The sequence below is a fragment of the Candidatus Halocynthiibacter alkanivorans genome (assembly GCF_003333265.1).
Classification (GTDB): Bacteria; Pseudomonadota; Alphaproteobacteria; order Rhodobacterales; family Rhodobacteraceae; genus Halocyntiibacter_A; species Halocyntiibacter_A alkanivorans.
Genome location: NZ_QOLB01000080.1, coordinates 1 through 25467, shown reverse-complemented (window position 1 = coordinate 25467; position 25467 = coordinate 1). Strand labels below are relative to the sequence as shown.

The window sequence follows — 25467 nt, the reverse complement described above, 5'->3', positions numbered from 1 at the left end:
GTAATGGCGGTCTGAGACTGCCCGGACCGGTTTGCACCGGGAACTGCGACATGCTGAATTGTTCAGGAGTTGCCGGATATGAACACGACATCTGTAAGAGATCTGGACGGATTGCATCTGGATGTGGCCATCATTGGCGGCGGCATTAACGGTGCCAGCGCCGCACAGCACTTTTCGGCCGCCGGGTATCGTGTGCTGGTGGTGGATCAGGGCGACTTTGCCGACGGGGCCAGCAGCAGATCAAGCCGGCTTCTGCATTGCGGCCTGCGGCACCTGGCGACAGGTGCCAATTTCTGGTCTTCGCTTCTGCACCCGGACCGGTTGCTGCGCTCAATGGGCACCGTGCGTGCGGACATGGTTGCACGCGATGAAATTGTCCGTAGCATTCCAGGTCGTGTCAAAGCGATGAATTTTTGCCTGCCGATATATGAAGATGACCAATATGCGCCCTGGCATATGGATGCCGCCTTTTCTGCCCTGCGATTGATGAGCCCGGCGGGGGTGCCTCTTGAGTACCGCCGCTATCACCCGGACAAGCTGGACCAGGTGCCAGTCGCTTCCTGGCTGCGGGATCGCGGTAAGTTGCGCAGCGTTGCGGTGTTTCGCGAGTACCTTTTTGATTGGCCGGAACGGATCGCGCTTGATGCTTTGTTTGACGCGCAGCGCATGGGGGCGTTGGTTCACAATTACACCCGGGTTGAAAAACTGGAACGTGTCGCGCCTGAGGGGCACTGGCACCTGGCGCTGCGTGCAACCGGAGGCGCCGGTGCGGTTGCGGGCGAAACCGCGCAGGTGACGGCCGGAATCGTACTTAATCTGACGGGTGCCTGGGTAGATGACGTGATTGGTGCTACCGGGCAGAATGCGCGACCCAAATGCACAGGGATGAAGGGGATCCATATCGCGGTCCGGCTGCCTGATGCTTTTGCTGGTTGGGGAGTATTTGCCTACAACAGCATCGGTGAACCGCTGTATTGCCTGCCCTGGCGGGGGTTTCACTATATCGGGCTGACCCGGACTCCGTTTGATGGTGAGTTGGCGAGTGTCATTGCTTCTGACCAGGAAATCGACTGGTTAATCGCTGAAAGCAACCGTTGCCTGCCCAGGCTGGCGCTGTCGCGATCAGACATATTGTACACCTGGGCCGGGGTGAACCCGCTGACGCACGACGCAGGTGATCCGATGGGAAGCCGCGAGATCAAAATTCATGGGCCTGGCGCGGACGGGCCTTCCGGCATATTCACCCTTACCGGTGGCGCGATTATGACACACCGGCGGGTGGCAGGCCGATTGTTGCGAAAAGTGTCAAAACAGATCGCGCCCTCAGGTGCAGCGCAGAAACTCAGGTTCGACCCTGATCCCGGCGATATCGGGTCCGACGGCGCGCGCCTCATTGCAGGTGAGCACAGTGTTTCAGTGGCCGAAGTGCTGCGGTGTGCGCGGGACGAACAACCAGCAACGCTGTCGGATCTGATAATGCGCCGGCTTGGTCTCGGCTGGGACAACGACCAAGGCCTGGCGCTGGCGCGACCGGTGGCGGAAGTGGCAGCGCCTGTGCTGCAATGGTCAGACGCCCGGATTGAAGCGGAAGTGAGCGCGTTTGAAGCACATCTTCAGGCCGCGCGGCGCCGGCCTGGAGTGCCCTGAGCGCCGCGTTGGCAAGAACAGGGTGGGGGCTGAGACCGGACGCCCGGCGGGCCCGAAATTTGCCGCTGAACATCAGGGAAATCAGACCAGTACGCTGCGTGGCAAGGGACGGCGCAGGCGCCACCAGCCTCTGCCACGCAGCAATTCCAGATCAGCCTTCAGGGGCCTGCATCTGCAGTGGCGCCGACAGGTAGGTGCCGACCTCTTCGCCGATGTCACAGCTTACGCGGGCGTGAACGCGACCCTGGCGGTCGGGAAATCGTTGTTTGTCCTGTACCGGAAAGATGCCTTCGTGCCAGATGCCCGGACGGATATAGAGCCCTTCAGACCCGTCGCACCAGAACGCCACAACTTTGTCCGGCGTCAGATCATCGCCCGGCAGAGCGACCGGCACCACAAAGGGCAGCTTGTCCAACGGGAAAAACAGCTGCCCGCCATCGGGGTGATAATTCATGTGCCAGAGCAGGACTTTTTCGCGGGGGCTGGTCTGTTCCTGATCCGACGCAGACTGGGGATCCGTCGATCAGCCCAGCACGTAGGTCCCGTTTACAGCTTCGTTGGCGCCATAGAGAATATCACCCTTCCACTCGCCATAAAATATCCCTTCGACAAAGCCGCCTTGGTCACCGGTACCAGCACCCATCGGACGCCAGCCCTGCGCCGGCCACTGTTTAATCTCAATCTCGAAATTCTCCGGGTCATCCACGAGGCAGCCATAAGCGCTGACGCTCTCAGCAGTTGCTTTGATCGGCGGGACTTCGAAAAGCTCCTGGGAGGGCTTTTCAGAAGCGTCGAACATGTAGTCCGGGGCGGTTGCCGTCATCTATGTTTCCTTTGCGCAAACCGGGTATCTGGGTACTGGCAAACCCAATGGTTTTTGGCTGCTCGAATCAAAACACTTCTCGTGACATTGCGAGTGTTAACACCGTATCGAAACTACAGGAATTGGCTCTGAGGGCGAACCGTGTAACTCAGCGCAATCCAGCGCCGTTTCGCATCGGTGCAGCGGTCCTTTTGAGCAGGGCAGGCTGTCTGACTTATGAACGTAGTCAGGGCGCGCAGGCATATAGGACCACCTGTGCTTCCTGTTTCTGGCGCGGATCCAGTGCGGTGGTTGAGGGTGAGTTATTCAGCTCTCTGACCGCCAGGAGGTAAAGCGGTGTGGCGATACGCCGTAGAGTTTCTTAAACTCCCGGGAAAACATTGCCCGGTTGCCATAGCCTGATGCCAGTGCGACATCCGCGACGCTGAGACCGGTTTCGGCCAGCAAAGTGCGCCCGTGCGAAAGGCGTTGGTCCTTCAGATATTTGGCCGGCGTTTTATCGGTATAACTTTTGAACAGACGTTCCATCTGACGGCGCGATATATTGTGCAGGGCTGCGATGGAGCCCATATCCAGATCTTCATCCAGGTGTTTTTCCATGTAGTCGATAATTGCGATCAGTTTGGGATTCCGACTGCCGATGCTCAGCGCAGTCCTGGTTTTCCGGGTGGCGTCTTCTTCCCGGTGATAGGGGTGCAGGCACATGTCCATCACCGGTTGAAACAGGGCGGGGCCATGGGTGGTCAGAATCAGTTTCAGGATCAGATCCGTTGAGGACGAGCCGCCGCTGCTGGACAGGATGCGCCGGTCAATGGTGTAGATCCGCGGTTCTGGTTTAAGCGTGGGGAAATGTTCGGTGAAGGCGGTCTCGTTTTCCCAGTGCAGGGCAAACCGGTGTCCCTGCAGAATTCCAGCCCGGGCCAGGGTATAGGCACCGGTGCACAGGCCGCCAACGATCTGGCCGCTGCGCCACTGTTTGCGGATCCAGGCCGCGATCTTGTCTGAGGTATTTTTTTCCGGCTCAACCCCGGAGCAGACCAGAATTGTTGCACGGCCGTCCGGGTCCCGGACCGGCCCGTCGGCGGCAACTGTCACCCGGTTTGAGCATCTTACCGGTGCGCCGTCATCAGACATGGTTTCCCATGTGTACAGCTCTTTTCCGGCCAGTTGATTGGCGATGCGCAGTGGCTCAAGTGCCGAGCTGAAAGCGGCCATCGACAGGCCGGGCAGCAAGACGAACACAAAATGCTCCGCTTCTCCCAGCCGGGTCAGCGCCACATGGGCCACGCCTTTGGAAATAAACCCTGGCTGTGGCGCGCTGCTGTTTTCTGAGGTGTTGTCCATAGTGAACCCTATCAGATTTTGCCGCGGCTTATGTGCGTTCAGGCGACCTGCAAATGCACTAAAGCGGTAGCGGGCGGCCCTCGACAATGGATTCCATCGCGAAATAACTGGTGACGGCATCAAGTTCGACGGCTTCGATCAGCCGCTGATACACCTTGTCATAGCTGCTCATGTCCCGGGTCACCACTTTGAGCATATAATCATAATCCCCGCCGATGCGGAAAAAATCCACCACTTCGGGGATGGTTTGTACATGGCGGCGAAAGGTGGTCAGCCAGTCTTTGGAGTGATGCCGGGTGCGCAGCATGACAAAAACCACCAGATCCAGATCCAGCAGTTTTCGGTCGATCCGTGCGGTGGTGCCGTTCAGGATTCCGGCCGCGTTCAGCGCCTGCAACCGCCGCCAGCAGGCGTTTTGCGACAGGCCGACCTGGTCTGCCAGCTCCCGCTGGGACAGCGAGGCATCCCGTTGCAGCGACTTCAGGATCAGGCGGTCAATATGATCTACATTTTTATGCTTCATTGGATCATGTGACACAAAGAATACTGATTTCGCAATGAAATTGGGTAAGTTTATCGCCGATTATCGGGTCATACTGTTCGAAAGAGGAGACGCTCAGATGGTTTTGACCCAATTCAAGCAAGAAATAGCATCCGAAACTCTGGCCGGGTTGCGTGCTGGTGTGATCGGCGAAGGCCTTATGATTCCCGGGCTGAACGGAGATGTGCCGCTGGTCTATGCGGATTATGTGGCCTCCGGGCGGGCCATGAGCCAGGTCGAGGATTTCATCAGCCGCAAAGTGCTGCCCTTTTATGCCAACAGCCATACTGAGGCGTCTTACTGTGGTGGCTATATGACCCGTCTGCGCGGCGAGGCGCGGGACGAGATCGCCCGGATCACCGGCGCGGATGAAGGTTGTTCGGTGATTTTTGCCGGCTCCGGCGCCACCGCAGGGCTGAACCGGCTGGTCAGCCTGCTTGGGGTCAACGAGGCGGCGCGCCCGGTGGTCTTTATCGGACCCTATGAACATCATTCCAACATTCTGCCCTGGCGGGAAAGCAAGGCGGAGGTCATTGAGATCCCCGAAGCCGCCGCGGGCGGCCCGGATCTGGAAGTGCTGCGTGAGGCGCTGAGCGCGCATGCCGGTGCGGATCTGATGATCGGCGCGTTTTCGGTCGCCTCCAATGTCACCGGCGTCATTTCTGACGCGGATGCGGTGACGCGGCTGTTAAAGGAGTTCGGTGCCCTGGCAATCTGGGACTATGCCGGCGGCGGGCCCTATCTGCCAATCACCATGGGGCAGGGCGATACCGCGCGCGATGCGATTGTGGTGTCACCGCATAAATTTGCCGGCGGGCCTGGTGCGTCTGGCGTGCTGATCCTGCGCGACAGCGTGGTCAGGCGGAACACGCCGAGCTGGCCTGGCGGCGGCACTGTCAGTTTTGTTTCGCCCTGGGATCACGCCTATTCCACTGATCTCGCCACCCGTGAGGAGGCCGGCACGCCAAATGTCATCGGGGATATCCGCGCAGCGCTGGCGTTTTTGATGAAAGAGGCGGTGGGGCAGGGCACGATTGAAGCGCGGGAGGCGCAATACAACGCTATGGCCCTTAAGGCCTGGGGTGACAATCCGCAGTTGCAGCTTCTGGGGGTGGATAAAGAGCACAGGCTGCCGATATTTTCTTTCCTGGTGACCGATCACGCGGGCGCCCCGGTGCATCAGCAATTGTTCACCCGCATGCTCAGCGACATCTTTGGCATTCAGGCCCGGGGCGGCTGTGCCTGCGCCGGCCCCTATGCCCATCGGTTGCTGGGCATCGATCAGGCGGCCTCTGCTGCGTTGCATGCGGATCTGCGTGCCGGCAAGGAATTGCAAAAACCGGGTTGGGTGCGGCTGAATTTCAGCTATCTGATGGATGAGGTTGCTGTGCGGTATATACTAGAGAGCGTGACGGCGCTGGTGCGGGACATTGATCGCTATACCGCCAGGTATCAGTGTGACACGCACACCGCCCGATTCCGCGCCGTGGCCTGAAGGTTTAATTCCCTGCCGTAAGTAAAGAATCCGGTAAATACCTGATATTACCATGATCCGGTAGTATGAGGGTGGATATTTACTGACTCAGTGTCGTTTTATTTTGACATTTAAATTAAAACATGGATTCTGTTGCGGGTAACAGCAGGGGAATTTCATGTATTTGGGCTTGGATCTGGGCACGTCGGGGTTGCGTGCGGTTCTGATGACGGAGGCGGGGCAGGTGATGGCTTCCGCCCAGCAGGGGTACGGGGTGAGTCATGCCCGGCCCGGCTGGAGTGAGCAGGATCCCAAAGATTGGATTGCGGCCTGTGAAAGCTGTCTTTCGCAGCTGAAAGCATCGGATGGCGACGCCCTGTCGCGCCTGCGCGGCATCGGGTTGTCGGGCCAGATGCATGGCGCAGTGCTTCTGGATGCGAGCGGCGACGTGTTGCGTCCGGCGATGCTGTGGAATGACACACGCAGCCATGCAGAGGCAGCCCGGCTTGATGCCGCCACAGATGTGCGCGCGCTCTCCGGCAATATCGTCTTCCCGGGATTTACCGCGCCAAAACTGGCCTGGCTGCAAAAACATGAAGCCGCAATCTGGGCCCGGGTTGCCAAAGTACTGCTGCCCAAAGACTATCTGCGCCTTTGGCTGAGCGGCGACTATGTCTCTGACATGTCGGATGCGGCGGGTACCAGTTGGCTGGATACGGGGGCAAGGCGCTGGTCTGAGCGCTTGCTGGAGGCCTCAGGCATGCGACGGGATCAAATGCCGGATCTGGTCGAAGGCTCTCATGCATCAGGACAGTTGCGCGCCACTCTGGCCACTGATTGGGCTGTAACAGAGCCTGTTATTATCGCCGGTGGGGGTGGTGACAACGCCGTTGCCGCCTGTGGTGTCGGGGCGATGCATGAGGGGCAGGGTTTTGTCTCGCTCGGCACCTCCGGTGTGTTGCTGGCCGCGCGCGACCGCTATGCGCCAATGCCGGAAACTGCGGTGCATACGTTTTGCCATGCGGTGCCGGACACCTGGTATCAGATGGGGGTGATGCTGGCGGCCACCGACAGTCTGAACTGGCTGGCCCGTAATCTGGGTCAGGATGCGGCCGCGCTCACGACCGCGCTGGGCGAGCGGATCGGCGCGCCGGGGCATATTCGCTTCCTGCCCTACCTGTCGGGCGAGCGCACGCCGCATAATGACAGTGCGGTGCGCGGCGCCTTTTTAAATCTCGATATTGCTGACGGGCCGCAGGACCTGACCCGGGCCGTGATGGAGGGCGTTTGTTTTGCTCTGCGTGACAGTCTGGAAGCCCTGCGTGCGACCGGCGCGGATCTTCAGTCGCTGCTGGCCACCGGGGGTGGCACCCGCTCGCGCTACTGGCTTGAATTGCTGGCCACCATTCTGGACCTGCCGCTGGACCTGCCGGTGGCCGGGGATTTTGGCGCGGCGCTGGGCGCGGCGCGACTGGCGCAATGTGCCACCGGTTCTGATCCGGAACAGATCCTGATCCAGCCGGAAACGGCCGCAACCATTTCTCCGCGATCCGGGCTGAGCGAGGCCTATGAACAGGCTTATCAGTCCTATCGCGCCACCTACCCCATGATAAAGGCATTGCCATGAACACCGGTTTTTTCGACGGGATATCACCCGTCCGCTATGAAGGCCCCGACAGCACCAACCCGCTGGCCTTTCGCCACTACAACCCCGATGAGGTGATCATGGGCAAGCGGATGGAGGAGCATCTGCGGTTTGCTGTCGCCTATTGGCATTCTCTGGCCTGGGAGGGCGGCGATCCGTTTGGCGGCCATACGTTTGAACGCCCCTGGCACCCGCAGAACGATATGGGGCGCGCCAAACTCAAAGCCGATGTCGCGTTTGAAATGTTCGCGCTGCTGGGGCAGCCGTTCTATTGCTGGCATGACGCGGACATCCGGCCCGAAGGCGCGACATTTGCCGAGAGCCAGCGCAATTTTGAAGAAATAATCGACTATTTCGCCGGCAAGATGGACGCGGGCGGGCCCCGGTTGCTCTGGGGCACGGCGAATATGTTCAGCCATCGCCGTTTCATGTCCGGAGCTGCCACCAACCCGGATCCGGACGTGTTTGCCTGGGCCGCGGCTACGGTGAAAAACTGTATGGACGCCACGCAAAAACTGGGCGGTGAAAACTATGTGCTCTGGGGCGGGCGCGAAGGGTATGAGACTCTGCTCAATACTGACATGGGGCGCGAACTGGACCATATGGGCCGGTTTCTGAACATGGTGGTCGAGTATAAACACAAGATCGGCTTTAAGGGGCAGATCATGGTTGAGCCCAAACCGCAGGAGCCCAGCAAGCACCAGTATGACTATGATGCGGCGACCTGTTATGGTTTTTTGCAGAAATACGGTCTTGAAGGCGAAGTGACGCTTAATCTGGAGCAGGGCCACGCTATCCTGGCCGGGCATTCCTTTGAACACGAGATCGCCACGGCCACAAGTTTGGGCGTGTTCGGGTCGATTGACATGAACCGTAACGATTATCAATCCGGCTGGGACACCGATCAGTTCCCCAACAATGTGCCTGAAGTGGCGCTGGCCTATTATCACATTCTGAACGCCGGCGGTTTCACCCGGGGTGGTACCAATTTCGACGCCAAGCTGCGCCGCCAATCGCTTGACCCGCAGGACCTGATCGCCGCGCATGTGGGCGGCATGGATGTCTGCGCTCGTGGATTTAAAGCGGCGGTGGCGATGGTTGCCGACGGCGGGCTGCAGGCGGCGCTGGAGACACGCTACTGTGGCTGGGATACTCCGGAAGCCCGGACGATGCTGGGCGGGTCGCTGGAACAGGCTGCTGCCCGCGTTGTCAGCGGTGATGTTGATCCGCAGCCGCGTTCCGGCCGCCAGGAAATGCTGGAAAACTACGTGAACCGGTTTGTCTGATCACATTGAAGCGGTCGGCTCCCACCAGGGGGCGGACATACTCTGCGCCACATTGCGCTCGGAGCGCGCCCGGGTCCGGATCCTGAACCTGGGTGCGATTACGCAAAGCTGGCATGTGGACGGGGCGCCGGTGATTCTTGGCTATGAGGATCCGCGGGCATACGTGACGGACCCTTATTACTTGGGGGCGATTGTCGGGCGGGTGGCAAACCGGACGGCAGGTGCCCGGTTCCAGATGGGCGGCGTGATCTATGATCTGCCGCAAAACGACGGGCGGCATCACCTGCATGGCAGCCTGAGCAAATGCCTGTGGGACATGAGTTGCTCCGGAGAAGCGGTGACACTGCGATACCATTCGCCTGACGGAGACGGCGGCTATCCGGGCGCGGTGGACTTTAGCCTTGTGATCAGGCTGGACGGTGTGCGGCTGAGTTATGAGATGCGGGCGGTGCCGGACCGCCCGACACCCATCAATCTGGCGCAGCACAATTACTATAATCTGGATGGTGGTGCCGACATAAATCGTCACAAGCTGCGCGTAGCCGCGGAGGGCTGGACCCCGGTTGACGATGAGCTGATCGCGCTGGGCACGATTGAGCCCGTGCGCGGCACAGGTCTCGACTTTCTCGGCGCAACCAGGCTTTCCGATATTAATCTGGAGAGCGGTATCGATGCAAATCTGGTGCTGACGGGAGCACCGGGCGCTGCAGCGGAGTTGAGGGCGGAGAATGGCCGCAGATTGCGGCTGCATACCGATCAACCCGGTTTGCAGGTTTACAGCGGTGGCGGGCTTGGAACACCTTTCAGGCCGTATCAGGGTCTGTGTCTGGAGCCGCAGGGATTTCCAAATGCGCTGAATACGCCAGCCTTCCCGTCAATTATCGCGACACCGGAAGCGCCTTATCACCAACTGTTGGAGGTTGAAATTTCATGAGATTGCTTCTTATCGCAGCATTGTTTCCCGCCGTTGTTGCGGCGCAGGATCTTCCGGTGGCCGACGCGGTTTTTGCACCACAAGACCCGGCTGAAGTCGCCCTCGGGCAGCTGCTGTTCTATGACAAAATCCTCAGCGGCAACCGCCAGGTCGCCTGTGCCACCTGTCACAACCCGGTTCTGGGAACCGGGGACGGTGTCTCGCTTGGCCTTGGGGACGGGGCCAGTGGGCTTGGGCGTGAGCGGCGGGTTATTGCGGACAACATGCCCGAGAAAAGGGTGCCGCGCAACGCGCCGCCGCTGTTCAACCTGGGGGCGGCTCAGTTCACCCGCATGTTTTACGACGGCCGGCTCGAGGCCGACGACAGCCGGCCCTCCGGCATCAGATCGCCGCTGGAAGAGGATATGGTCTCCGGCTTTTCTTCAGTTCTGGCGGCGCAGGCGATGTTCCCGGTATTGTCTGGCGACGAAATGGCCGGACAGTATTCTGAAAATGAAATATCTCAGGCGGTGCGGCTGGGATTTCTGTCCAGTGAGGGCGGTGCCTGGGATCGGATCACCGCGCGGGTCACCGCGATACCGGCCTACAGCGAAGCGTTCGCAGCGCTGAAAGGGGCTGAGGCCGAAATCCGTTTCACCGACATCGCCAATGCCATCGCGGCGTTTACCGCGGATGAATGGCGGGCAGATAGCAGCCCGTTTGACCGTTATCTGCGCGACGGCAGCGCGATGAATGATACCGCCATGGCGGGGATGAAGCTGTTTTACGGCCGTGCTGGCTGTTCTGCCTGTCACAGCGGTCAGTTTCAGACCGACAATAATTTTTACGCCATCGCGATGCCGCAGATCGGGCCGGGCAAAGCGGCTGCGTTTGAAAGCTATCTGCGCGACACCGGGCGCATGCGGGTCACCGGCCGGAGCGAGGACGCCTATCGCTTTCGCACGCCGTCGCTGCGCAATGTGACGCAGACCGCGCCGTATGGTCATGCGGGCGCCTATGCCACACTTGAAGCGGTCGTGCGCCATCATCTCGACCCGGTTGCGGGTCTGCGCGGCTATGATCCGGCGCAGGCGGTGTTTCCGGATCTGCCGGGTGCGCAGGACTTTGCCCTTATGGCGGACAGTGCTGAAGTGGAGGCGATCGCTGCAGCGAACGAATTGTCGCCGGTGGCGCTGACGGATGACGAGGTCGCGGACATCCTCGCTTTTCTCGCTGCGTTGAGCGACCCGGTCAGTATTAACGGTCGGCTCGGGGTGCCGGAGAAGGTGCCTTCCGGACTGCCGGTGGATCAGTTGGCAGAGATCGCCAGCGACTGACCGTCGCGCGTCAGTACGAACATCTGATTGGCGGCCACGTCCCGCCAGTCAGATGCGGTGCCGTCCGGCCAGATCACCCGCACTTGCGCCGAGGTGGCGTCACCAAGACCAAAATGCGGCGGTCCCAGGCTGCCCCCGGCGTGGCCGCCACCGATAGTGATTTCCCGCGTCTGTATGCGGTCGCCGCTCCGCAGTTCAATAAACGCGCCGATGGCATCCCGGTTCAGCGCGGTCTGCTGTGGCATCACTGCGATCCAGTTGCCTGCGTCAGGGCTGACGTTCTGGTAAATCTCCATTGCTGCGCGGCGGTTCACCACGGCCAGGTCCAGCAACCCGTCATTGTTGAAATCGGCCAATACCGCGCCGCGGCTGCGTGCCATCGACCCTATTCCCGCCAGATCTCCGGATTCGCTGAAAGTCCCGTCCTGGTTTTGCAGCAGCAGGTTATTGGGGTCGGCCATGGCGGCACCGGGCATTTGTTCCACATTGCCCTTGGCAATAAAAATATCGTCCAGCCCGTCATTCTGCACATCGCCAAAAGCCACATGCCAGCCGGTTGAGGGTCGCCCGTCATCGCCCGAATAAGGGCGATGTGCTGTGGTGCCGCGCTCATAAGTGGCGTCAATATATTCGGGGCGGCCGCTGCCACTCAGCGTCTGCAGCTTCTGATCGCCCATCGAAGAGAGGTAGACTTCCGAGAGGCCGTCACCGGTCAGATCGCGGCTGGCGATACCCATGCCCCAGATCATATAGCGTTTCCAGCCGTCTTGACGGCTGTAGAGACGGGGTGTCTCCTCCATCGCCCAGAGCTGTTCTTCGCCGTCTTTGACATAATAATGCCGGTCATTGGACATGCGCAGATCAGCGCGACCGGTGCGAGCCCAGTCGGTGAACAGGATCGACAGCGGGCAATAGCCCGGTTTTAGCGCAGTTGGGCTGGGATAGGCTCTGTTTAGTGGCCGGTACAGGCTGCTGCTGTCACAGGTCTCAAACGGGCCTTCCGGGTTGCTGCGGTCGACGTAATTGCCAAATGCAAGCGTGGGCAGGCTCTGGCCCGTCTCCCAGGTTGCCGAAAATGCGGTGGTCCAGCCGTCGGTGCGGCTGCTGAAACCAAGGTGGTCAAATGGCTCGAACCTGCAGTCGCCCAGCCCGCGTAAAATCAGGTTTTCGCCGACGCGCAGCACCGCCAGATCGGTGATGCCATCACTGTCTATATCAAGTGGATAGGCGCCGGTGACCCCCGTCAGTGCCAGCGCCGCCGGGGTGTCGGGCGTGAAATTAACCGGACCGCCGGCGGCAGACTGGTTGCGCAACAGGATTGCCGGTGTTTCGCCGCCAGCGGCGTAAAGTTCAGGCCGCTGATCGCCATTGCAGTCAAAGGAGGCAAGGCCGCCGCCGACAAAATGCTCCCAGCCGCCGGTATACTGGTGGTTGATCTCCGGGTTGCGCGGCGCAAACAGGGGGGGGGAGCGCGGCGTGGTTGCCGCCGTTTCTGCAAGGGCCGGCGCCGCCGCGAGCGCGAGAATGAGCAGGTTAAACCGCATTTTCGGTGATCCGCTGCAAAGCCAGGTCCGCCACGCCTGCGATGGCATAGGCGCCCGCGCCTTTGGCCCACATCAGATCGCCCCATTTGTGGATTTTCACTTCTGGTGGCGGCATGTCTATCTGCACGATTGATTTTTCCAGATTGGCGATGACATCCTCTGCATAGAGGAAATCAGCCTGCATCCGTTCGCCCGACAGGATGATTAATTTGGGATCGAAAACATTTACCATATTGGCCAGGCCCATGGCGAACATGCGGCCAGCGCGGTCCAGTATCGATTTGGCGGTGGTATCGCCGTTTTTGGCGGCATCAAACAGCAGTTGCAAGCGTTCGGCCGCGGTGTCGGCATCGGTCAGATCGGTGGTGGTTGTGGCTTCGCGCAGCAGGGCGTAATCGGCGACATAGGCCTCAAGGCAGCCACGCTGGCCGCAGCGGCACAGCGCACCGTCCAGCTGTACTTTGGTGTGACCAAATTCGGCGCCGCGCCCGCCAGTGCCGCGGTAGATCTCATTGTCGATAACAATGCCCATGCCGACACCGCTTTCGATGGTGATGACGATGAAGTCGCTGACGCCTCGCCCGTGGCCAAAAAACTGTTCTGCCATGGCCACAAGATTGGCGTCATTGTCGATGAAAACCGGCAGATCAAGCTGGTGCTGAACCAGGTCACGCAGGCCAATATTGCGGCTTGAAAAATTTGGCGACCAATAAACCAGACCCCGTTCGGCATCGACTATACCTGCGAGGCCGAGGCCGATTCCGGCAAGATCACCCATGGTCAGGTTCGATGATTTTACTGCATCTTCAATGGCTTCTATCAAAATCGGCACAAATTCTTCCGGACTGTACTGCGTGCGCGTCAGCGGGGTGCGCCCTTCGCCAAGCAGGGTGCCTTCAAAATCCAGCAAAGCAACGGTGATGGTCTGGTTGGACAGTTTGGCCCCGGCCACAACGCGCGCTGCGCCGCGGACTTTAAGGTCGACCCTCGGACGGCCACGGCGCAGATCGCTGCGCGCAGCACTTGGCCCGGTCTCCTCAATCAGTCCTTCACGGATCAGTTCGGCGGTGATGGCGGTAACGGTTGCGGGGCTGATTCCGGTCTCGCGGGCGACATCAACGCGGGCGATGCGCTGCGCCTTCCGGATGGCACCAAAAACCGCACGCCGGCCTGCGTCTCTGGGGTCGTTTAACATTGAATTGCCCATTCATTCTCTGGTTCCGCCAGCTCAGATCCGGCAGTCATTCGTTATAATTCATTTTTCAAAGGAATAACGCAAGCAGTCAATGAAAAAAATCAGTTAATCGCGAGAATTCGGCCGAAATACAGATTATTTGCGATGATTTAATTGGACATGTAAATTAAGTACTGTTAGCGTTCCTGTACCACCCCGATTCCACAGCTGAATCCGGGGGTATATTTGGGAGGATATTATGAAAAAACTTACTGTCGTTGCCGCGGCCATTCTGAGTGCCGCAGTTTCCACCGCCTCATACAGCGCTGAGCTTATCGTGGGTGTCAGCTGGTCAAACTTTCAGGAAGAACGCTGGAAGACCGATGAAGCTGCGATCAAAGCAGCGCTGGAAGCCGCTGGCGCAACCTATATTTCGTCAGACGCTCAAAGCTCATCTTCAAAACAGTTGTCCGACATTGAATCGCTGATCTCACGCGGTGCGAACGCGCTGATCGTGCTGGCTCAGGATGCTTCTGCGGTTGGTCCTGCGGTCGATGCGGCGTCTGATGAAGGCATCCCTGTGGTGGCTTATGACCGTCTGATCGAGGACAGCCGTGCCTATTACCTGACTTTTGACAATGTTGAAGTCGGCCGGATGCAGGCACGTGCGGTGCTCGCACTGCAGCCCAAAGGCAACTATGTGATGATCAAAGGGTCGCCAACTGACCCGAACGCAGATTTCCTGCGCGGTGGTCAGCAGGAAGTTCTGCAGGCGGCGATCGATGCCGGTGACATCACTATCGTCGCTGAGGCCTATACAGATGGCTGGCTGCCAGCCAACGCTCAGCGCAACATGGAGCAGATCCTGACCGCTGAGGACAACAATGTCGATGCGGTTGTGGCTTCTAATGACGGCACCGCAGGTGGTGTTGTTGCGGCGCTTACCGCACAGGGTCTCGAAGGCATTCCGGTGTCCGGCCAGGATGGTGACCATGCGGCGCTGAACCGCGTTGCGATGGGCACACAGTCTGTTTCGGTGTGGAAAGACGCGCGCGCGCTGGGCAAAGCAGCTGGTGAAATCGCTGTGGCTCTCGCCGGTGGCGCCGACATGATGTCCGTAGATGGCACTATGTCCTGGACCTCTCCTGCGGGCACCGTCATGAACGCGACGTTCCTCGCTCCGGTTCCTGTGACACGCGGCAATCTGAACGATGTCGTCGACGCAGGCTGGATCGCCAAAGATGCGCTTTGCGCCGGTGTGACGGATGCGGCTGTCGCCGCCTGTAACTAAAACAACTGACCTTCCCCGCGCTGTCAGCGGGGAAGGCGCCCAGCCCCCTCTTATCGCACAATGAATCAGGCGCCGCGGGTCACCAACCCGGGCCAGAATTGTGCTATATTGCATGTGGGCGAATGTTTCCGGGAAGAGAGAAAATGAAAAACGGGATAAAAAACGTCTTTGACAAATTGGGGCTGGATACCCGGCTCCTTGGAATGATCGGGGCGTTGCTGCTGGTCTGGATCGTGTTTGATTTTTACACCGGAGGCCGGTTTCTGACAGCACGCAACCTGTTTAACCTGTCGGTTCAGACCGCCTCGGTGGGGGTGATGGCCACAGGCATGGTGTTTGTCATCGTTACCCGCCACATCGATCTGTCGGTCGGTGCGATGCTGGGGTTTGTCGGGATGCTGATGGGGGCGCTGCAAACGTTCGTATTGCCGGATCTTCTGGGTACTGGCCACCCGATGATCTGGATTATCACCGCGCTGTTTGGCATCGCGCTCGGCAGCCTCATTGGGGCATTTCAGGGCTGGATTATCGGTTATCTGACCGTGCCGGCGTTTATCGTGACCCTCGGTGGGCTTCTGGTCTGGCGCGGCGCAGCCTGGTGGGTCACCTCTGGGCAGACAGTTGCACCGCTTGATGCGACCTTCAAACTGCTCGGTGGCGGCGCCGAAGGTACGCTCGGCGCGATGCCCAGCTGGGTCCTGGGGCTCTTTGCCGCCGGTGCCGCGCTGGTGCTGCTGGCGCTCAGCCGCAGCCGCAAAGCAAGCCATGGTTTTGTGGTGAAACCAGTGTGGGCAGAACTGACCGTCGGCGGCATCGTGGCGGCGCTGATCCTGGGCTATACGTGGCTGATGAATTCTTATCCTTTGCCCAAAGGCGCGGTGAAACGCATCTATGCTGCCAGAGGTGAAATTGTTCCGGAGGGTCTCAATCTGGTCTATGGCATTGCCATCCCGGTACTGATCTTGCTGTTGGTGGCGGCGGTGATGACATTTGTCGCCAGCCGCACCCGGTTCGGACGGTATGTCTATGCCACGGGCGGCAACCCCGAAGCGGCGGAATTGTCGGGCATCAATACCAGGCTGCTGACAGTTAAAATCTTTGCGCTGATGGGCGCGTTGACGGGAATCGCCGCGATTATTGCTTCGGCCCGGCTGGGCTCAGCGGCGAATGATCTGGGCACGTTGGATGAGCTGCGCGTTATCGCGGCAGCGGTCATCGGAGGCACCGCGCTCGCGGGTGGTGTCGGCACCATCTATGGCGCCATTCTGGGCGCCCTGATCATGCAGTCACTGCAGTCCGGCATGGCCATGGTGGGCGTCGATGCGCCGCTGCAGGCCATTGTTGTCGGTGTGGTGCTGGTGTTCGCCGTCTATATCGACATTGTCTATCGCCGCCGGACCGGCCTGTAAGGGAGAGAGCAACATGAAAGATATTCAAACCCCTCTGGTCGAGATGAAAGACATCCATATCTCATTTGGTGGTGTCAAAGCGGTCGACCATGTGGACGTGCATCTGCACGCGGGCGAAGTTGTCGGCCTGCTGGGGCACAACGGCGCCGGTAAATCGACCCTGATCAAAATCCTGTCCGGCGCCTACCGTGCGGACGGTGGCGAGATCCTGATCAATGGCGAAAAGGCTAGCATCAACAATCCCCGCGATGCGCGCAGCTATAATATCGAGACGATTTATCAGACGCTCGCTCTGGCGGATAATCTGGATGCGGCGTCTAATCTGTTCCTCGGACGCGAGCTTGTAACGTCGCTGGGGCTGGTGGATGATGATGCGATGGAGGCGGAAACCCGCAGGATCATGGGCCGGCTCAACCCGAATTTCCAAAAATTCTCTGATCCGGTATCCGCCTTGTCCGGCGGTCAGCGTCAGTCGGTCGCCATTGCACGCGCGGTCTACTTTAACGCCCGCATTCTGATTATGGACGAGCCGACAGCGGCGCTTGGGCCACAGGAAACCAAGATGGTGTCTGAACTGATCCAGAAGCTGAAAGCAGAGGGTATCGGCATTTTCCTCATCAGCCACGACATCCATGATGTAATGGAGCTGTGTGACCGGGCTTCTGTGATGAAAAATGGCAAACTTGTCGGCACCGTCAACGTCGCGGATGTCACCGATGATGATTTGCTGGCGATGATTATTCTGGGCAAAAATCCTGCAGAAAAACGCTGATCTCTGTATTCAGCTTCAAGACCTGCCTCACGGCGGGTCTTTTGTTTTGACCAAAAATCCCGACAATTTGACAGGTTAAGCGCGGATTCACTCCCCTCTGATATTCCCATTGCTGGGTGAATTATGAGGTAGTGGCATGAGTGGGGACGGACTTGCACCAATAATTATTAAAAGAAAGAAAGTGGTTGGCGGAGATGGCCACCATGGGGGCGCCTGGAAAGTGGCCTATGCCGACTTTGTAACGGCGATGATGGCGTTTTTCCTTTTGATGTGGCTGTTGAATGCCACCACGGAAAAACAGCGCAAAGGTATTGCGGATTATTTCAACCCGACAATTCCGATCAACCGGATTTCCGGCGGTGGCGACGGCGCTTTTGGTGGTGACAGCGTCTTCACCGAGGAGACCCTGGCCCAGAATGGGGTCGGGGCCGCGATGCAGCAGGCGAGCGTGAATATGGCGGCAGCCGACCCGGAGGCAGAGAGGGCCGCCGCGGAAGAGGCCGCTGGTTTTTCCGCGATCCAGGACGGGTTGATGGGGTTCAGCGGTGAGAGCATGGCCAGTGATCAACTGCTGCGCCATATCGTGACCCGGGTGACGGATGAAGGCTTGATCATCGAACTCTATGATCTTGAAGATGAACCCTTGTTTGAGCCGGGCACTGCAAAACCCACGGAAATCACCCGTGAATTGATTCAGATGGTGGTGGGCCTGTTGACGATGGTCAAAAACGATTTGGCGGTGAATGGCTATATGGCATCGCATGCGGTGGTGCTGAAAGACAACCCGGTGTGGAGAATCTCGACTCAGCGAGCAGAGCAAATTCGGGTGCTGATGAGCGAAACGGGTCTGGACCCCGAGCGCGTGCAGCGGATCGCCGGACATGCCGACCGCAAACCAGTCGTCCGTAACCTGTTGTCTTCACGTAATAATCGCGTAGAGCTGATCTTATTAAGAGAGCAATTTTAGATTAAGTTGACACGTTAGCGCCCTGTTAAGCCAGAATGGGTAACTCTGTTAGCTGACCTGGGGTCGTAGCAGCAGAAAGGCGCTAATTATGTCGATTTCCTCCAGTCTCAATGCCGGTGTAGCCGGATTGAGCGCAAATGCCACCAAGCTGGCAGCCATTGCCGATAACATCGCAAACTCTTCGACCTATGGGTACAAACGTGTGTCCACGAATTTCGAATCGTTTGTTATCTCAAGTTCTGCCGGGGCCGGCACCTATTCCGCTGGTGGTGTGTCCGCAAGGACCACCCGCCTGATTGAGGACAGTGGTCCGGTGGTGGGCACTGCCAATTCGATGGATCTCGCGGTGAACGGGCGTGGCATGTTGCCGGTCACTGCTGAAACCACCATTGGATCGGCGATGGACAACAACTCTTTGATGATGACCACCACCGGCTCATTTCGCACCGACGCTAACGGTGTGCTGAAAACCAGCACAGGTCTGGTGCTGATGGGCTGGCCCGCCGATGGCGATGGCAACATCCCGACGCAGCCACGCGATTCGATTGCAGGGCTTGAGCCGGTTGTCATTAACGCCAACCAAACTGCCGGTGACCCGACCACAAAAATTACCCTGGGCGTGAACCTGCCTGCGGTGGATACCGAAACTGGCGCACCTGGCGATACCTTGCCTCTGTCGGTTGAATATTTCGGCAACCTCGGTACGTCTGAATCGCTGGATGTCACTTTCACACCTACGGTTCCAGTGGCCGGTTCGTCCAATGAATGGACCATGGTGATCAAAGATTCGGCCCAGGCCGGCGCAGTCGTCGGGCAATATACGCTGACCTTTGATGACAGCCGCACCAGTGGCGGCACGCTGAGCGCTGTTACGCCAATCGACATTTCGGTGGGTGTACCCAGCCCGGCGTATGATTCCGTTACCGGTACGGTAAATCTGACCGTGGACGGCGGTCCGATGGAAATTACCCTCGGCAAATCCAATGACCCGAACGGTCTGACCCAGCTTGCGACCAGTTTTTCTCCGACCAACGTGACCAAAGATGGCTCTCCGGTTGGCAACCTGAACACGGTTGAAATTGACGATGCCGGTTATATCAGCGCCACTTACGACACGGGCTTTACCCGGGTGATTTATCAGATCCCACTGGTGGATGTGCCCAACCCGAACGGCCTGACCTCCATGGACAATCAGACCTATCAGGTGTCGCCAAGCTCCGGTAACTTCTTCCTCTGGGATGCGGGCAACGGGCCCACCGGCACCACCGCCGGTTATGCGCGTGAAGGGTCCACCACCGACGTGGCCAGCGAGTTGACCGACTTGATCCAGACGCAGCGGGCCTATTCGTCTAATGCCAAGGTCATTCAGACCGTGGATGAGATGTTGCAGGAGACCACCAACATCAAGCGATAACTCCGGTTAGATAAGAAAGGCGAATAGCGATGAGTATCTCTGGTGCTATGAACAACGCCCTGTCTGGCCTGAGAGCGGTGTCCCGTTCGGCAGAAATTGTTTCGTCCAATATCTCGAATGCGAACACGATAGGCTATGGCCGGCGCGAGATGGAGCTGTCTTCGGCATCCGTTGGCGGCAACGGCGCAGGTGTCAGCATTGACGGCGTGTCCCGCAATGTAAATCAGGTGGCGATCAATGATCGCCGCCTGGCAGATGGCGCGCTTGCGCTGGACAATCAACGTGTGGGTTTCAACGAACGGCTTGGCAATGTGCTGGGCAAAACGGATGATCTCAACTCGCTGAACGGGTCACTGACTCAGCTTGAAACGTCGCTGATTGAAGCCGCAAGCAAACCGGACTCTGATGCCCGGCTGAGCGCGGTCGTGAGTGCTGCAGAGAATGTGGTGGACGAGTTGTCGCGCGTGAGCGACGAAATTCAGAATATCCGCATGGATGCCGATCAGAGCATTTCTAAGACAGTGGCGACGCTGAACGATAATCTGCAACAGGTTGAAAAGCTGAACACGGCCATTCAGCAGCAATTAACCTCGGGCAAAGACGGCACCGCGCTGATGGATCAGCGCCAGGTGATTATCGACAAAATTTCTGAAGTGATTCCGTTGAAAGAATACCCGCGGGACGGCGGCAAGGTGGCGCTGATTTCCAGCGGCGGGGCCGTGCTGCTGGAAGGCAAAGCCGCGGAATTCGGATTTACCCCGGTCGGCGTTATTGACGCGCAGATGTCTCTGGCAGGCGGCACTCTGAACGGGCTGACGATGAACGGCCTGGACGTGACAGTAAACTCCAGCCGCAGCATTGTTGGCGGCGGGGAACTGGCTGGAATGTTTGAAGTGCGCGACGAGCTAGCGATTACGGCCCAGAGCCAGGTCGATGCGATCGCACGTGACCTTGTGGACCGGTTCCAGGACCCGGCGGTCGATCCGACGCTGGGCGCCACCGATGCCGGGCTCTTTACCGACAATGGTCTGGCCTTTGATCCGCTGAATGAGGTGGGGCTGTCCGGCCGTCTGAAACTGAACGCTGCGGTTGACCCGTCTCAGGGCGGCGACACCTGGCGGATCCGTTCCGGAATCAATGCCGCCACGCCGAATGAGGCGGGTGACGCGTCCCTGATCAATGCCATGGCTGACGCTCTGACAGGCAAACGGGTCGCCGCATCGGGAGCGTTTTCACCGGCGTCGCGCTCGGCATCCGAATTGACCGGTGAATTCATGTCGCTGGTGGCCGCAGATCTTATAGCGGCAGAAGCCGACGCCACGTTTTCCCGCTCCCAGGTCAATACGATGACCCAGCTGGAATTCACTGAAAGCGTTGATACCGATAAAGAGCTTCAGGACCTTTTGCGGGTTGAGCAAGCCTATGCCGCCAACGCACGTGTTATTCAGACATTGTCTGAACTCCTCGATACATTGATGAGGTCCCTGTAATTATGAAAAGCGCATCAATGGGTGATCTGGCCCTGTCCTTCCGCACCAACCAGTTGAATACAAAACTGAAAACGGATCTCGAGAATCTGACGGTCGAACTGTCAACCGGTCGGAAAACCGAAATCGCCGCCTCGGTGAAAGGTGACCTCAACCCGCTGATTTCGCTGGAGCGGTCACTGGCCACAATCGATTCGTTTTCGGTGGCAAACACCGAAGCAGCACTGTTTGCCTCAACGCTGCAGGCCTCACTGGAGATGGCACAGGATATTGCCACTGAAATGGGCCAAACCCTTCTTGGTGTTAACAATACACCCGAAACCAACGCAGTTCAGGCCGCCTCCAAAGACGCACGTATGCGTTTTGACAGTGTGGTGGCGGGACTCAATACCCAGGTAACGGGGCGCTACGTGCTTGGCGGCACTGCGACCGACCGCCCGCCTCTGGCCTCAGCCGATGATATCATGGCCAGCCTGTCGGCGGCGGTCACGGCCTCAGGGGCGGTCACGGCTGACGATGTGCAGACCGTTGTGGTAGCCTGGTTTGATACCCCTGGCGGTGGCTTTGAAACCGATGCCTATCTTGGCTCGACCACCGATCTGACCCCGTTTCGCATTTCAGATGACGAAGTGGCCGAAATGCCACTGCGCGCTGATGATCAGGCGATCCGTGATCTGCTGAAAGGGTTCGCGATGGCGTCGCTGGTGTTGACCGGGGTGCCTGGCGGCGATGTCAATGAACAGACCAGCCTGCTTGTCAAAGCCGGTGAAGATGTTTTTGGTGCCAGTGGCACGATGTCTGTGGCCCGGGCATCGCTGGGCGCAACCGAAGCGCGCATCAATACTGCCGCCGTGCGAAACTCCTCTGAACAGGCGGCGATGCAGCTGGCCTATCTTGAAATCACCTCGGCCGATCCGTTTGAAACGGCGGCAAAGCTTGAATCCGTGCAGCTTCAGCTTGAAGCGCTTTATACCCTGACCGCGCGGGCAGGAAATCTTTCATTGGTGGACTATCTCAGATGATCAGAATTTTCATCGTATTTGCCGTTCTGATGCTGGGGCTCGCCCCCGCTCAGGCGGTACCGATCCGGATCAAAGATCTGGTGGAATTCGACGGGGTCCGTGGCAACGACCTCGTTGGCTACGGACTTGTTGTAGGCCTGAATGGCACCGGCGACGGCTTGCGAAATTCGCCTTTTACCGAAGAAATTATGTCCAATATCCTCGAACGTCTTGGCGTGAACGTCGCCGGCGAACAATTCCGGCCCAAAAATGTCGCGGCGGTTCTGGTGACGGCCAGCCTGCCGCCGTTTGCGCGCGCCGGCGGGCAGGTTGACATCACCGTCTCCGCGATTGGGGATTCTAAATCCCTGCTGGGCGGTACGCTGATTATGACGCCGCTGAACGCTGCCGATGGTCAGATCTATGCGGTGGCCCAGGGCACAATTATTGCTGGCGGTGCTTCGGTTAACGGCGAAGGGGCCTCCGTGGTGCAGGGGGTACCGACTTCAGGCACCATTCCCAACGGCGCACGGGTCGAACGCGAAATTGACTTTGATTTCACTTCGCTCAAATCGATCCGGCTTGCGCTGCGCAACCCGGATTTCACCACCGCCGGGCGGATCGAAAACGTGATCAATCAAAACTATGGTCGTGTGGTGGCGCGCATGTTGGATTCAGGCACGGTGCTTCTGGATATTGTCGGCACCAAAGCCCTGTCGCCGGCCCACGCGCTGGGTCAGGTGGAAAATCTTCTGGTCGAACCTGAACGCAAGGCGCGTGTGGTGGTCGATCAACGCTCCGGTACTATTGTAATGGGAGATGATGTGCGTATTTCCGGTGTTGCTGTCGCCCAGGGCAACCTGACCCTGCGCATCGAGGAAGCGCCGCTGGTGGTCCAGCCCAATCCATTTGCCGAAGGGCAGTCGGTGGTGGTGCCCCGCACCAATGCGGCCATCGAGGAAGAACCCGGCACCGGCCTGGCGCAGGTTCAGGAGGGGACCAGTCTGTCGGAAGTCATCGCCGGGCTGAATGCGCTGGGTGTGTCGCCGCGCGATATGATCGACATCCTTAAAAGCATCAAAGCAGCCGGGGCGTTGCAAGCAGAATTTATCGTGCAGTAACGCCGGCGCGCAGTTGATATCAGGAAGGGGCCGCTCCGGAACAGGGCGGCCCCTGTGGCATTTCCCGGAGCGTTTGAGTGGGACGCGCTGGCGCCCTGCGGTGGTTTCAGTGTGGTCACCACTTTCGCAACCTGTGGGGGGGCAAGTCAGCGGCCGGGCAGGTCAATGCAGGCTCATGTATTGATACCCACGGCGCGGGGCCAATGGCGCATCCCCTGTAACTACCCGGATTTTCGGGCGCCGGACCTGCAGTACAGGGCGCGCGCGCCCGCGAAAGCACTTGGCACGGAAAGTAGGAGCACAGGGGGGAAGGCATGGAGGCTGGCGGCGCGCGCGCCCCGGATTGTAATGCGGGGGCTGTTTGTCGCGTATAGCTTCTGGTCAGAAGTAACTTCGCACCAGGGCGCCGGAAACCAGGCTCCAGCCGTCGGCGACCACAAAAAATGCCAGCTTAAACGGCAATGACACAATCGCGGGCGGCACCATCATCATCCCCATCGACATCAGAACTGCTGCCACCACCAGGTCGATAATCAGAAAGGGCAGGAACACCAGAAAACCGATCTGAAAGGCGCGCTCGATCTCGCTCAGCAAAAAGGAGGGTACCAGCACGGACAGCGGCGTGTCACCGTTAATGACTTCCAGCCCGGGAGCCTGGGGACGCAGGCTGGCCAACTCTCTGAACGTGTCGGGATTAATCCGGTTGCTCATAAAGCCGCGGAACGGGTCCATCACCAGCGGAAAGGCGGCCTCGACATCAATAGCCCCGTCAATCAACGGCTGTACCCCGGTGGTCCAGGATTGCACGAACACCGGTTCCATCACGAAATAAGTCAGAAACATCGCCAGGCTGACGATCAGCATATTGGGCGGCGACTGTTGCAGGCCGATGGCCTGACGCAGGATCGATAACACCGTGACGATAAAGGGGAAACACGTGATCATCACCGCGAGGCCGGGCACGATGCTCAGCAGGGTGATCAGCACGATCAGCTGGATCGAACGCCCGGCCAGTGTGCCGCCATCCCCGCCCATATCTATGGAGATTTCCTGGGCCATGGAGGGCATCGCAGACAGGGCGATCAACCCGGCAACAAAAAAGAGCAGGCGCATTTACAAGCCGTTCTTCAGATCGGCAACTTCGGTCAGCCGCACGGCCAGTTGCCCGGCGTCGTCGCCTTCCATTTCCTGCAGCTCACCCCGGGCAATCAGCTTGTCGCCGACATAGAGCTCTACCGGGTCTTCGATGCGCCGGTCCAGTGGCAGAACGGAATCAGGCTGCAGCTTCAGCAGGTCTTTGATCAGCGGCCGGGCCTTGCCGACTATGATCGAAATTTCAACCGGAACCTGGGTGAACGGGTTTGCTGCACCGCCTGCATCCTGTGCCATATCATCCATATCAACTTGCCTTTTTGTTTATTTCATAGACTGAACCGATCGCGGATCCAATGCGGTCCAGCACATTGTTCATGTCGATTTGTTTTTCGATATTGTCCATGCGCAGATAAACTTGGCCGTCAGCCAGGCTTTCTTCTTCGACGATGCTGATCGGCACGCTGACAGAATCGGTAATCAGCGTTTCCAGCATTGCGCGGTTGCCGGGGTTGATCACCACTTCGATCGGTGTATCAGACGCCTGTTCGACCATCGGAATCAATTCTTCCAGAATGGTCTGGCCGAGGGTCTCCGCAATCACTGAGGGCAGAACTTTTGAGACGATTTCATTGAGAAGCGGTTCCATTGCGCGCATCACATGGCTGCGCGCCTCGTGGTAGGTGAAACCCAGGTCCTGTAAATTGCGGGCAAAATCGGCGCGGATCCGTGACTGTTCCTGGGATTCCGCCCGGGTGGCGTCATCCCAGCCGGCCTGGTACCCCTGCTCATAGGCGGCCATGCGTTGGTTTTCGACCTGTTCCGGGGTCGGCGCAGGTGGTTCGGCAGCGGTGCTGCCGGCACCGGGCTGCTGTTCTGCCGGTTGACTGAAATCCTCAAGTGGGAACAGTAATGCCACTATACCGACTCCTCTTCTTCCATCCAGCTCCGCAGAATCTCAACGGTTTCGTCCTGGCGTTCGCCGATCATTTTGCGCAGGCGCGCGACCGGATCATCTGAGCCACTAGCCCCGTCACCGAGATCGAAATCTGTCATCACAGCCATTTGTGGCGGGGCAAAACTGTCGTCTATCTCCCCGTTCAGTGCCGGCAAACCGCCCATCATCGGGGGCATTTCCGGGATTGGAATCGCCGCCTGGGGCTGCGCGATCTGAATGCTGGCCAT

Annotated in this window: 23 protein-coding genes and 1 pseudogene; 14 read left to right on the top strand and 10 right to left on the bottom strand. The window is 58.9% G+C overall.

The window, feature by feature from the left end; all coding sequences use genetic code 11:
* Positions 1 to 78: 78 nt before the first annotated feature.
* On the top strand, positions 79 to 1647 hold the full coding sequence (locus DWA01_RS09245; protein WP_114285562.1) for an FAD-dependent oxidoreductase: 1569 nt from the start codon (positions 79 to 81) through the stop codon (positions 1645 to 1647).
* A 151-nt stretch (positions 1648 to 1798) separates the two neighbouring features.
* Here the strand turns inward: DWA01_RS09245 and DWA01_RS23535 are convergent, their stop codons facing one another.
* From DWA01_RS23535 to DWA01_RS09230, 4 genes are all read right to left on the bottom strand, one after another.
* The gene (locus DWA01_RS23535) at positions 1799 to 2101 is read right to left on the bottom strand and encodes an ureidoglycolate lyase (RefSeq protein ID WP_235008493.1); all 303 of its coding nucleotides are present in this window, start codon (positions 2099 to 2101) and stop codon (positions 1799 to 1801) included.
* A gap of 69 nt (positions 2102 to 2170) precedes the next feature.
* Positions 2171 to 2470, bottom strand: a complete 300-nt coding sequence (locus DWA01_RS23530) for a hypothetical protein (protein ID WP_235008492.1) — start codon at positions 2468 to 2470, stop codon at positions 2171 to 2173.
* 306 nt (positions 2471 to 2776) lie between these two features.
* On the bottom strand, positions 2777 to 3814 hold the full coding sequence (locus DWA01_RS09235) for a GlxA family transcriptional regulator (RefSeq protein WP_160115996.1): 1038 nt from the start codon (positions 3812 to 3814) through the stop codon (positions 2777 to 2779).
* Between the two features lie 58 nt (positions 3815 to 3872).
* Entirely contained in the window at positions 3873 to 4337 is a 465-nt protein-coding gene (locus tag DWA01_RS09230) for an Lrp/AsnC family transcriptional regulator (protein ID WP_114285560.1), read from the bottom strand.
* Positions 4338 to 4434: 97 nt separating this feature from the next.
* On the opposite strand from DWA01_RS09230, the gene DWA01_RS09225 reads away from it, so the two are divergent.
* The 5 genes from DWA01_RS09225 (at position 4435) to DWA01_RS09205 (ending at position 11010) form a co-directional block, all read left to right on the top strand.
* Positions 4435 to 5850: an aminotransferase class V-fold PLP-dependent enzyme gene (locus DWA01_RS09225; RefSeq protein WP_114285559.1), complete on the top strand. Its 1416-nt coding sequence runs from the start codon at positions 4435 to 4437 to the stop codon at positions 5848 to 5850.
* A 157-nt stretch (positions 5851 to 6007) separates the two neighbouring features.
* A complete protein-coding gene (gene xylB, locus DWA01_RS09220; RefSeq protein WP_114285558.1) occupies positions 6008 to 7456 on the top strand; it encodes a xylulokinase in 1449 nt (482 codons plus the stop codon).
* The gene (gene xylA / locus DWA01_RS09215; protein ID WP_114285557.1) at positions 7453 to 8760 is read left to right on the top strand and encodes a xylose isomerase; all 1308 of its coding nucleotides are present in this window, start codon (positions 7453 to 7455) and stop codon (positions 8758 to 8760) included. The genes xylB and xylA overlap by 4 nt, the downstream gene beginning before the upstream one ends.
* On the top strand, positions 8753 to 9694 hold the full coding sequence (locus DWA01_RS09210; RefSeq protein ID WP_114285556.1) for an aldose epimerase family protein: 942 nt from the start codon (positions 8753 to 8755) through the stop codon (positions 9692 to 9694). The genes xylA and DWA01_RS09210 overlap by 8 nt, the downstream gene beginning before the upstream one ends.
* Entirely contained in the window at positions 9691 to 11010 is a 1320-nt protein-coding gene (locus tag DWA01_RS09205; protein WP_114285555.1) for a cytochrome-c peroxidase, read from the top strand. The genes DWA01_RS09210 and DWA01_RS09205 overlap by 4 nt, the downstream gene beginning before the upstream one ends.
* Here the strand turns inward: DWA01_RS09205 and DWA01_RS09200 are convergent.
* Together DWA01_RS09200 and DWA01_RS09195 are read right to left on the bottom strand one after the other, a co-directional pair.
* Positions 10983 to 12554, bottom strand: coding sequence for a CRTAC1 family protein (locus tag DWA01_RS09200; protein WP_114285554.1), 1572 nt, complete (start codon positions 12552 to 12554; stop codon positions 10983 to 10985). The genes DWA01_RS09205 and DWA01_RS09200 overlap by 28 nt on opposite strands.
* A complete protein-coding gene (locus DWA01_RS09195; RefSeq protein ID WP_114285553.1) occupies positions 12544 to 13761 on the bottom strand; it encodes an ROK family transcriptional regulator in 1218 nt (405 codons plus the stop codon). Before DWA01_RS09195 ends, DWA01_RS09200 begins: the two co-directional genes overlap by 11 nt.
* Before the next feature lie 226 nt (positions 13762 to 13987).
* Between DWA01_RS09195 and xylF the strand changes: the two genes are divergently transcribed.
* From xylF to DWA01_RS09155, 8 genes are all read left to right on the top strand, one after another.
* On the top strand, positions 13988 to 15019 hold the full coding sequence (gene xylF / locus DWA01_RS09190; protein WP_114285552.1) for a D-xylose ABC transporter substrate-binding protein: 1032 nt from the start codon (positions 13988 to 13990) through the stop codon (positions 15017 to 15019).
* A gap of 143 nt (positions 15020 to 15162) precedes the next feature.
* A complete protein-coding gene (locus tag DWA01_RS09185) occupies positions 15163 to 16428 on the top strand; it encodes a sugar ABC transporter permease (protein WP_114285551.1) in 1266 nt (421 codons plus the stop codon).
* A 13-nt stretch (positions 16429 to 16441) separates the two neighbouring features.
* The gene (locus DWA01_RS09180; protein ID WP_114285550.1) at positions 16442 to 17200 is read left to right on the top strand and encodes an ATP-binding cassette domain-containing protein; all 759 of its coding nucleotides are present in this window, start codon (positions 16442 to 16444) and stop codon (positions 17198 to 17200) included.
* Between the two features lie 136 nt (positions 17201 to 17336).
* Positions 17337 to 18167: an OmpA/MotB family protein gene (locus tag DWA01_RS09175; RefSeq protein WP_114285549.1), complete on the top strand. Its 831-nt coding sequence runs from the start codon at positions 17337 to 17339 to the stop codon at positions 18165 to 18167.
* A gap of 88 nt (positions 18168 to 18255) precedes the next feature.
* Entirely contained in the window at positions 18256 to 19581 is a 1326-nt protein-coding gene (locus tag DWA01_RS09170; protein ID WP_114285548.1) for a flagellar hook protein FlgE, read from the top strand.
* A 29-nt stretch (positions 19582 to 19610) separates the two neighbouring features.
* Positions 19611 to 21071 carry a flagellar hook-associated protein FlgK gene (gene flgK, locus DWA01_RS09165; protein ID WP_114285547.1) on the top strand — a complete coding sequence of 487 codons (1461 nt, stop codon included), beginning with the start codon at positions 19611 to 19613 and terminating at the stop codon, positions 21069 to 21071.
* 2 nt (positions 21072 to 21073) lie between these two features.
* On the top strand, positions 21074 to 22090 hold the full coding sequence (locus DWA01_RS09160) for a flagellin (protein ID WP_114285546.1): 1017 nt from the start codon (positions 21074 to 21076) through the stop codon (positions 22088 to 22090).
* Positions 22087 to 23190, top strand: coding sequence for a flagellar basal body P-ring protein FlgI (locus DWA01_RS09155; RefSeq protein ID WP_114285545.1), 1104 nt, complete (start codon positions 22087 to 22089; stop codon positions 23188 to 23190). The genes DWA01_RS09160 and DWA01_RS09155 overlap by 4 nt, the downstream gene beginning before the upstream one ends.
* Before the next feature lie 381 nt (positions 23191 to 23571).
* Here DWA01_RS09155 and fliP read toward each other — a convergent pair whose 3' ends face one another.
* From fliP to DWA01_RS09135, 4 genes and pseudogenes are all read right to left on the bottom strand, one after another.
* Complete coding sequence (gene fliP / locus DWA01_RS09150) at positions 23572 to 24303, bottom strand: flagellar type III secretion system pore protein FliP (protein ID WP_114285544.1); 732 nt, start codon at positions 24301 to 24303, stop codon at positions 23572 to 23574.
* A complete protein-coding gene (locus DWA01_RS09145) occupies positions 24304 to 24588 on the bottom strand; it encodes a FliM/FliN family flagellar motor switch protein (RefSeq protein ID WP_114285543.1) in 285 nt (94 codons plus the stop codon).
* Position 24589: 1 nt separating this feature from the next.
* Complete coding sequence (locus DWA01_RS09140) at positions 24590 to 25201, bottom strand: FliH/SctL family protein (RefSeq protein WP_114285542.1); 612 nt, start codon at positions 25199 to 25201, stop codon at positions 24590 to 24592.
* A pseudogene (locus tag DWA01_RS09135) lies at positions 25201 to 25467 on the bottom strand (hypothetical protein); the annotation flags it as partial. The pseudogene DWA01_RS09135 and the gene DWA01_RS09140, both read right to left, overlap by 1 nt.

Excerpts from the sequence above, each read along its gene's own strand:
- DWA01_RS23530 (WP_235008492.1), bottom strand. The coding sequence starts at position 2,470 with ATGACGGCAACCGCCCCGGACTACATGTTCGACGCTTCTGAAAAGCCC.
- xylF (WP_114285552.1), top strand. The coding sequence starts at position 13,988 with ATGAAAAAACTTACTGTCGTTGCCGCGGCCATTCTGAGTGCCGCAGTT.
- DWA01_RS09155 (WP_114285545.1), top strand. The coding sequence starts at position 22,087 with ATGATCAGAATTTTCATCGTATTTGCCGTTCTGATGCTGGGGCTCGCC.
- DWA01_RS23535 (WP_235008493.1), bottom strand. The coding sequence starts at position 2,101 with ATGAATTATCACCCCGATGGCGGGCAGCTGTTTTTCCCGTTGGACAAG.
- DWA01_RS09205 (WP_114285555.1), top strand. The coding sequence starts at position 9,691 with ATGAGATTGCTTCTTATCGCAGCATTGTTTCCCGCCGTTGTTGCGGCG.
- xylA (WP_114285557.1), top strand. The coding sequence starts at position 7,453 with ATGAACACCGGTTTTTTCGACGGGATATCACCCGTCCGCTATGAAGGC.
- xylB (WP_114285558.1), top strand. The coding sequence starts at position 6,008 with ATGTATTTGGGCTTGGATCTGGGCACGTCGGGGTTGCGTGCGGTTCTG.
- DWA01_RS09245 (WP_114285562.1), top strand. The coding sequence starts at position 79 with ATGAACACGACATCTGTAAGAGATCTGGACGGATTGCATCTGGATGTG.
- DWA01_RS09200 (WP_114285554.1), bottom strand. The coding sequence starts at position 12,554 with ATGCGGTTTAACCTGCTCATTCTCGCGCTCGCGGCGGCGCCGGCCCTT.
- flgK (WP_114285547.1), top strand. The coding sequence starts at position 19,611 with ATGAGTATCTCTGGTGCTATGAACAACGCCCTGTCTGGCCTGAGAGCG.
- DWA01_RS09145 (WP_114285543.1), bottom strand. The coding sequence starts at position 24,588 with ATGGATGATATGGCACAGGATGCAGGCGGTGCAGCAAACCCGTTCACC.
- DWA01_RS09225 (WP_114285559.1), top strand. The coding sequence starts at position 4,435 with ATGGTTTTGACCCAATTCAAGCAAGAAATAGCATCCGAAACTCTGGCC.
- DWA01_RS09170 (WP_114285548.1), top strand. The coding sequence starts at position 18,256 with ATGTCGATTTCCTCCAGTCTCAATGCCGGTGTAGCCGGATTGAGCGCA.
- DWA01_RS09230 (WP_114285560.1), bottom strand. The coding sequence starts at position 4,337 with ATGAAGCATAAAAATGTAGATCATATTGACCGCCTGATCCTGAAGTCG.
- DWA01_RS09160 (WP_114285546.1), top strand. The coding sequence starts at position 21,074 with ATGAAAAGCGCATCAATGGGTGATCTGGCCCTGTCCTTCCGCACCAAC.
- fliP (WP_114285544.1), bottom strand. The coding sequence starts at position 24,303 with ATGCGCCTGCTCTTTTTTGTTGCCGGGTTGATCGCCCTGTCTGCGATG.
- DWA01_RS09180 (WP_114285550.1), top strand. The coding sequence starts at position 16,442 with ATGAAAGATATTCAAACCCCTCTGGTCGAGATGAAAGACATCCATATC.
- DWA01_RS09235 (WP_160115996.1), bottom strand. The coding sequence starts at position 3,814 with ATGGACAACACCTCAGAAAACAGCAGCGCGCCACAGCCAGGGTTTATT.
- DWA01_RS09185 (WP_114285551.1), top strand. The coding sequence starts at position 15,163 with ATGAAAAACGGGATAAAAAACGTCTTTGACAAATTGGGGCTGGATACC.
- DWA01_RS09195 (WP_114285553.1), bottom strand. The coding sequence starts at position 13,761 with ATGGGCAATTCAATGTTAAACGACCCCAGAGACGCAGGCCGGCGTGCG.
- DWA01_RS09175 (WP_114285549.1), top strand. The coding sequence starts at position 17,337 with ATGAGTGGGGACGGACTTGCACCAATAATTATTAAAAGAAAGAAAGTG.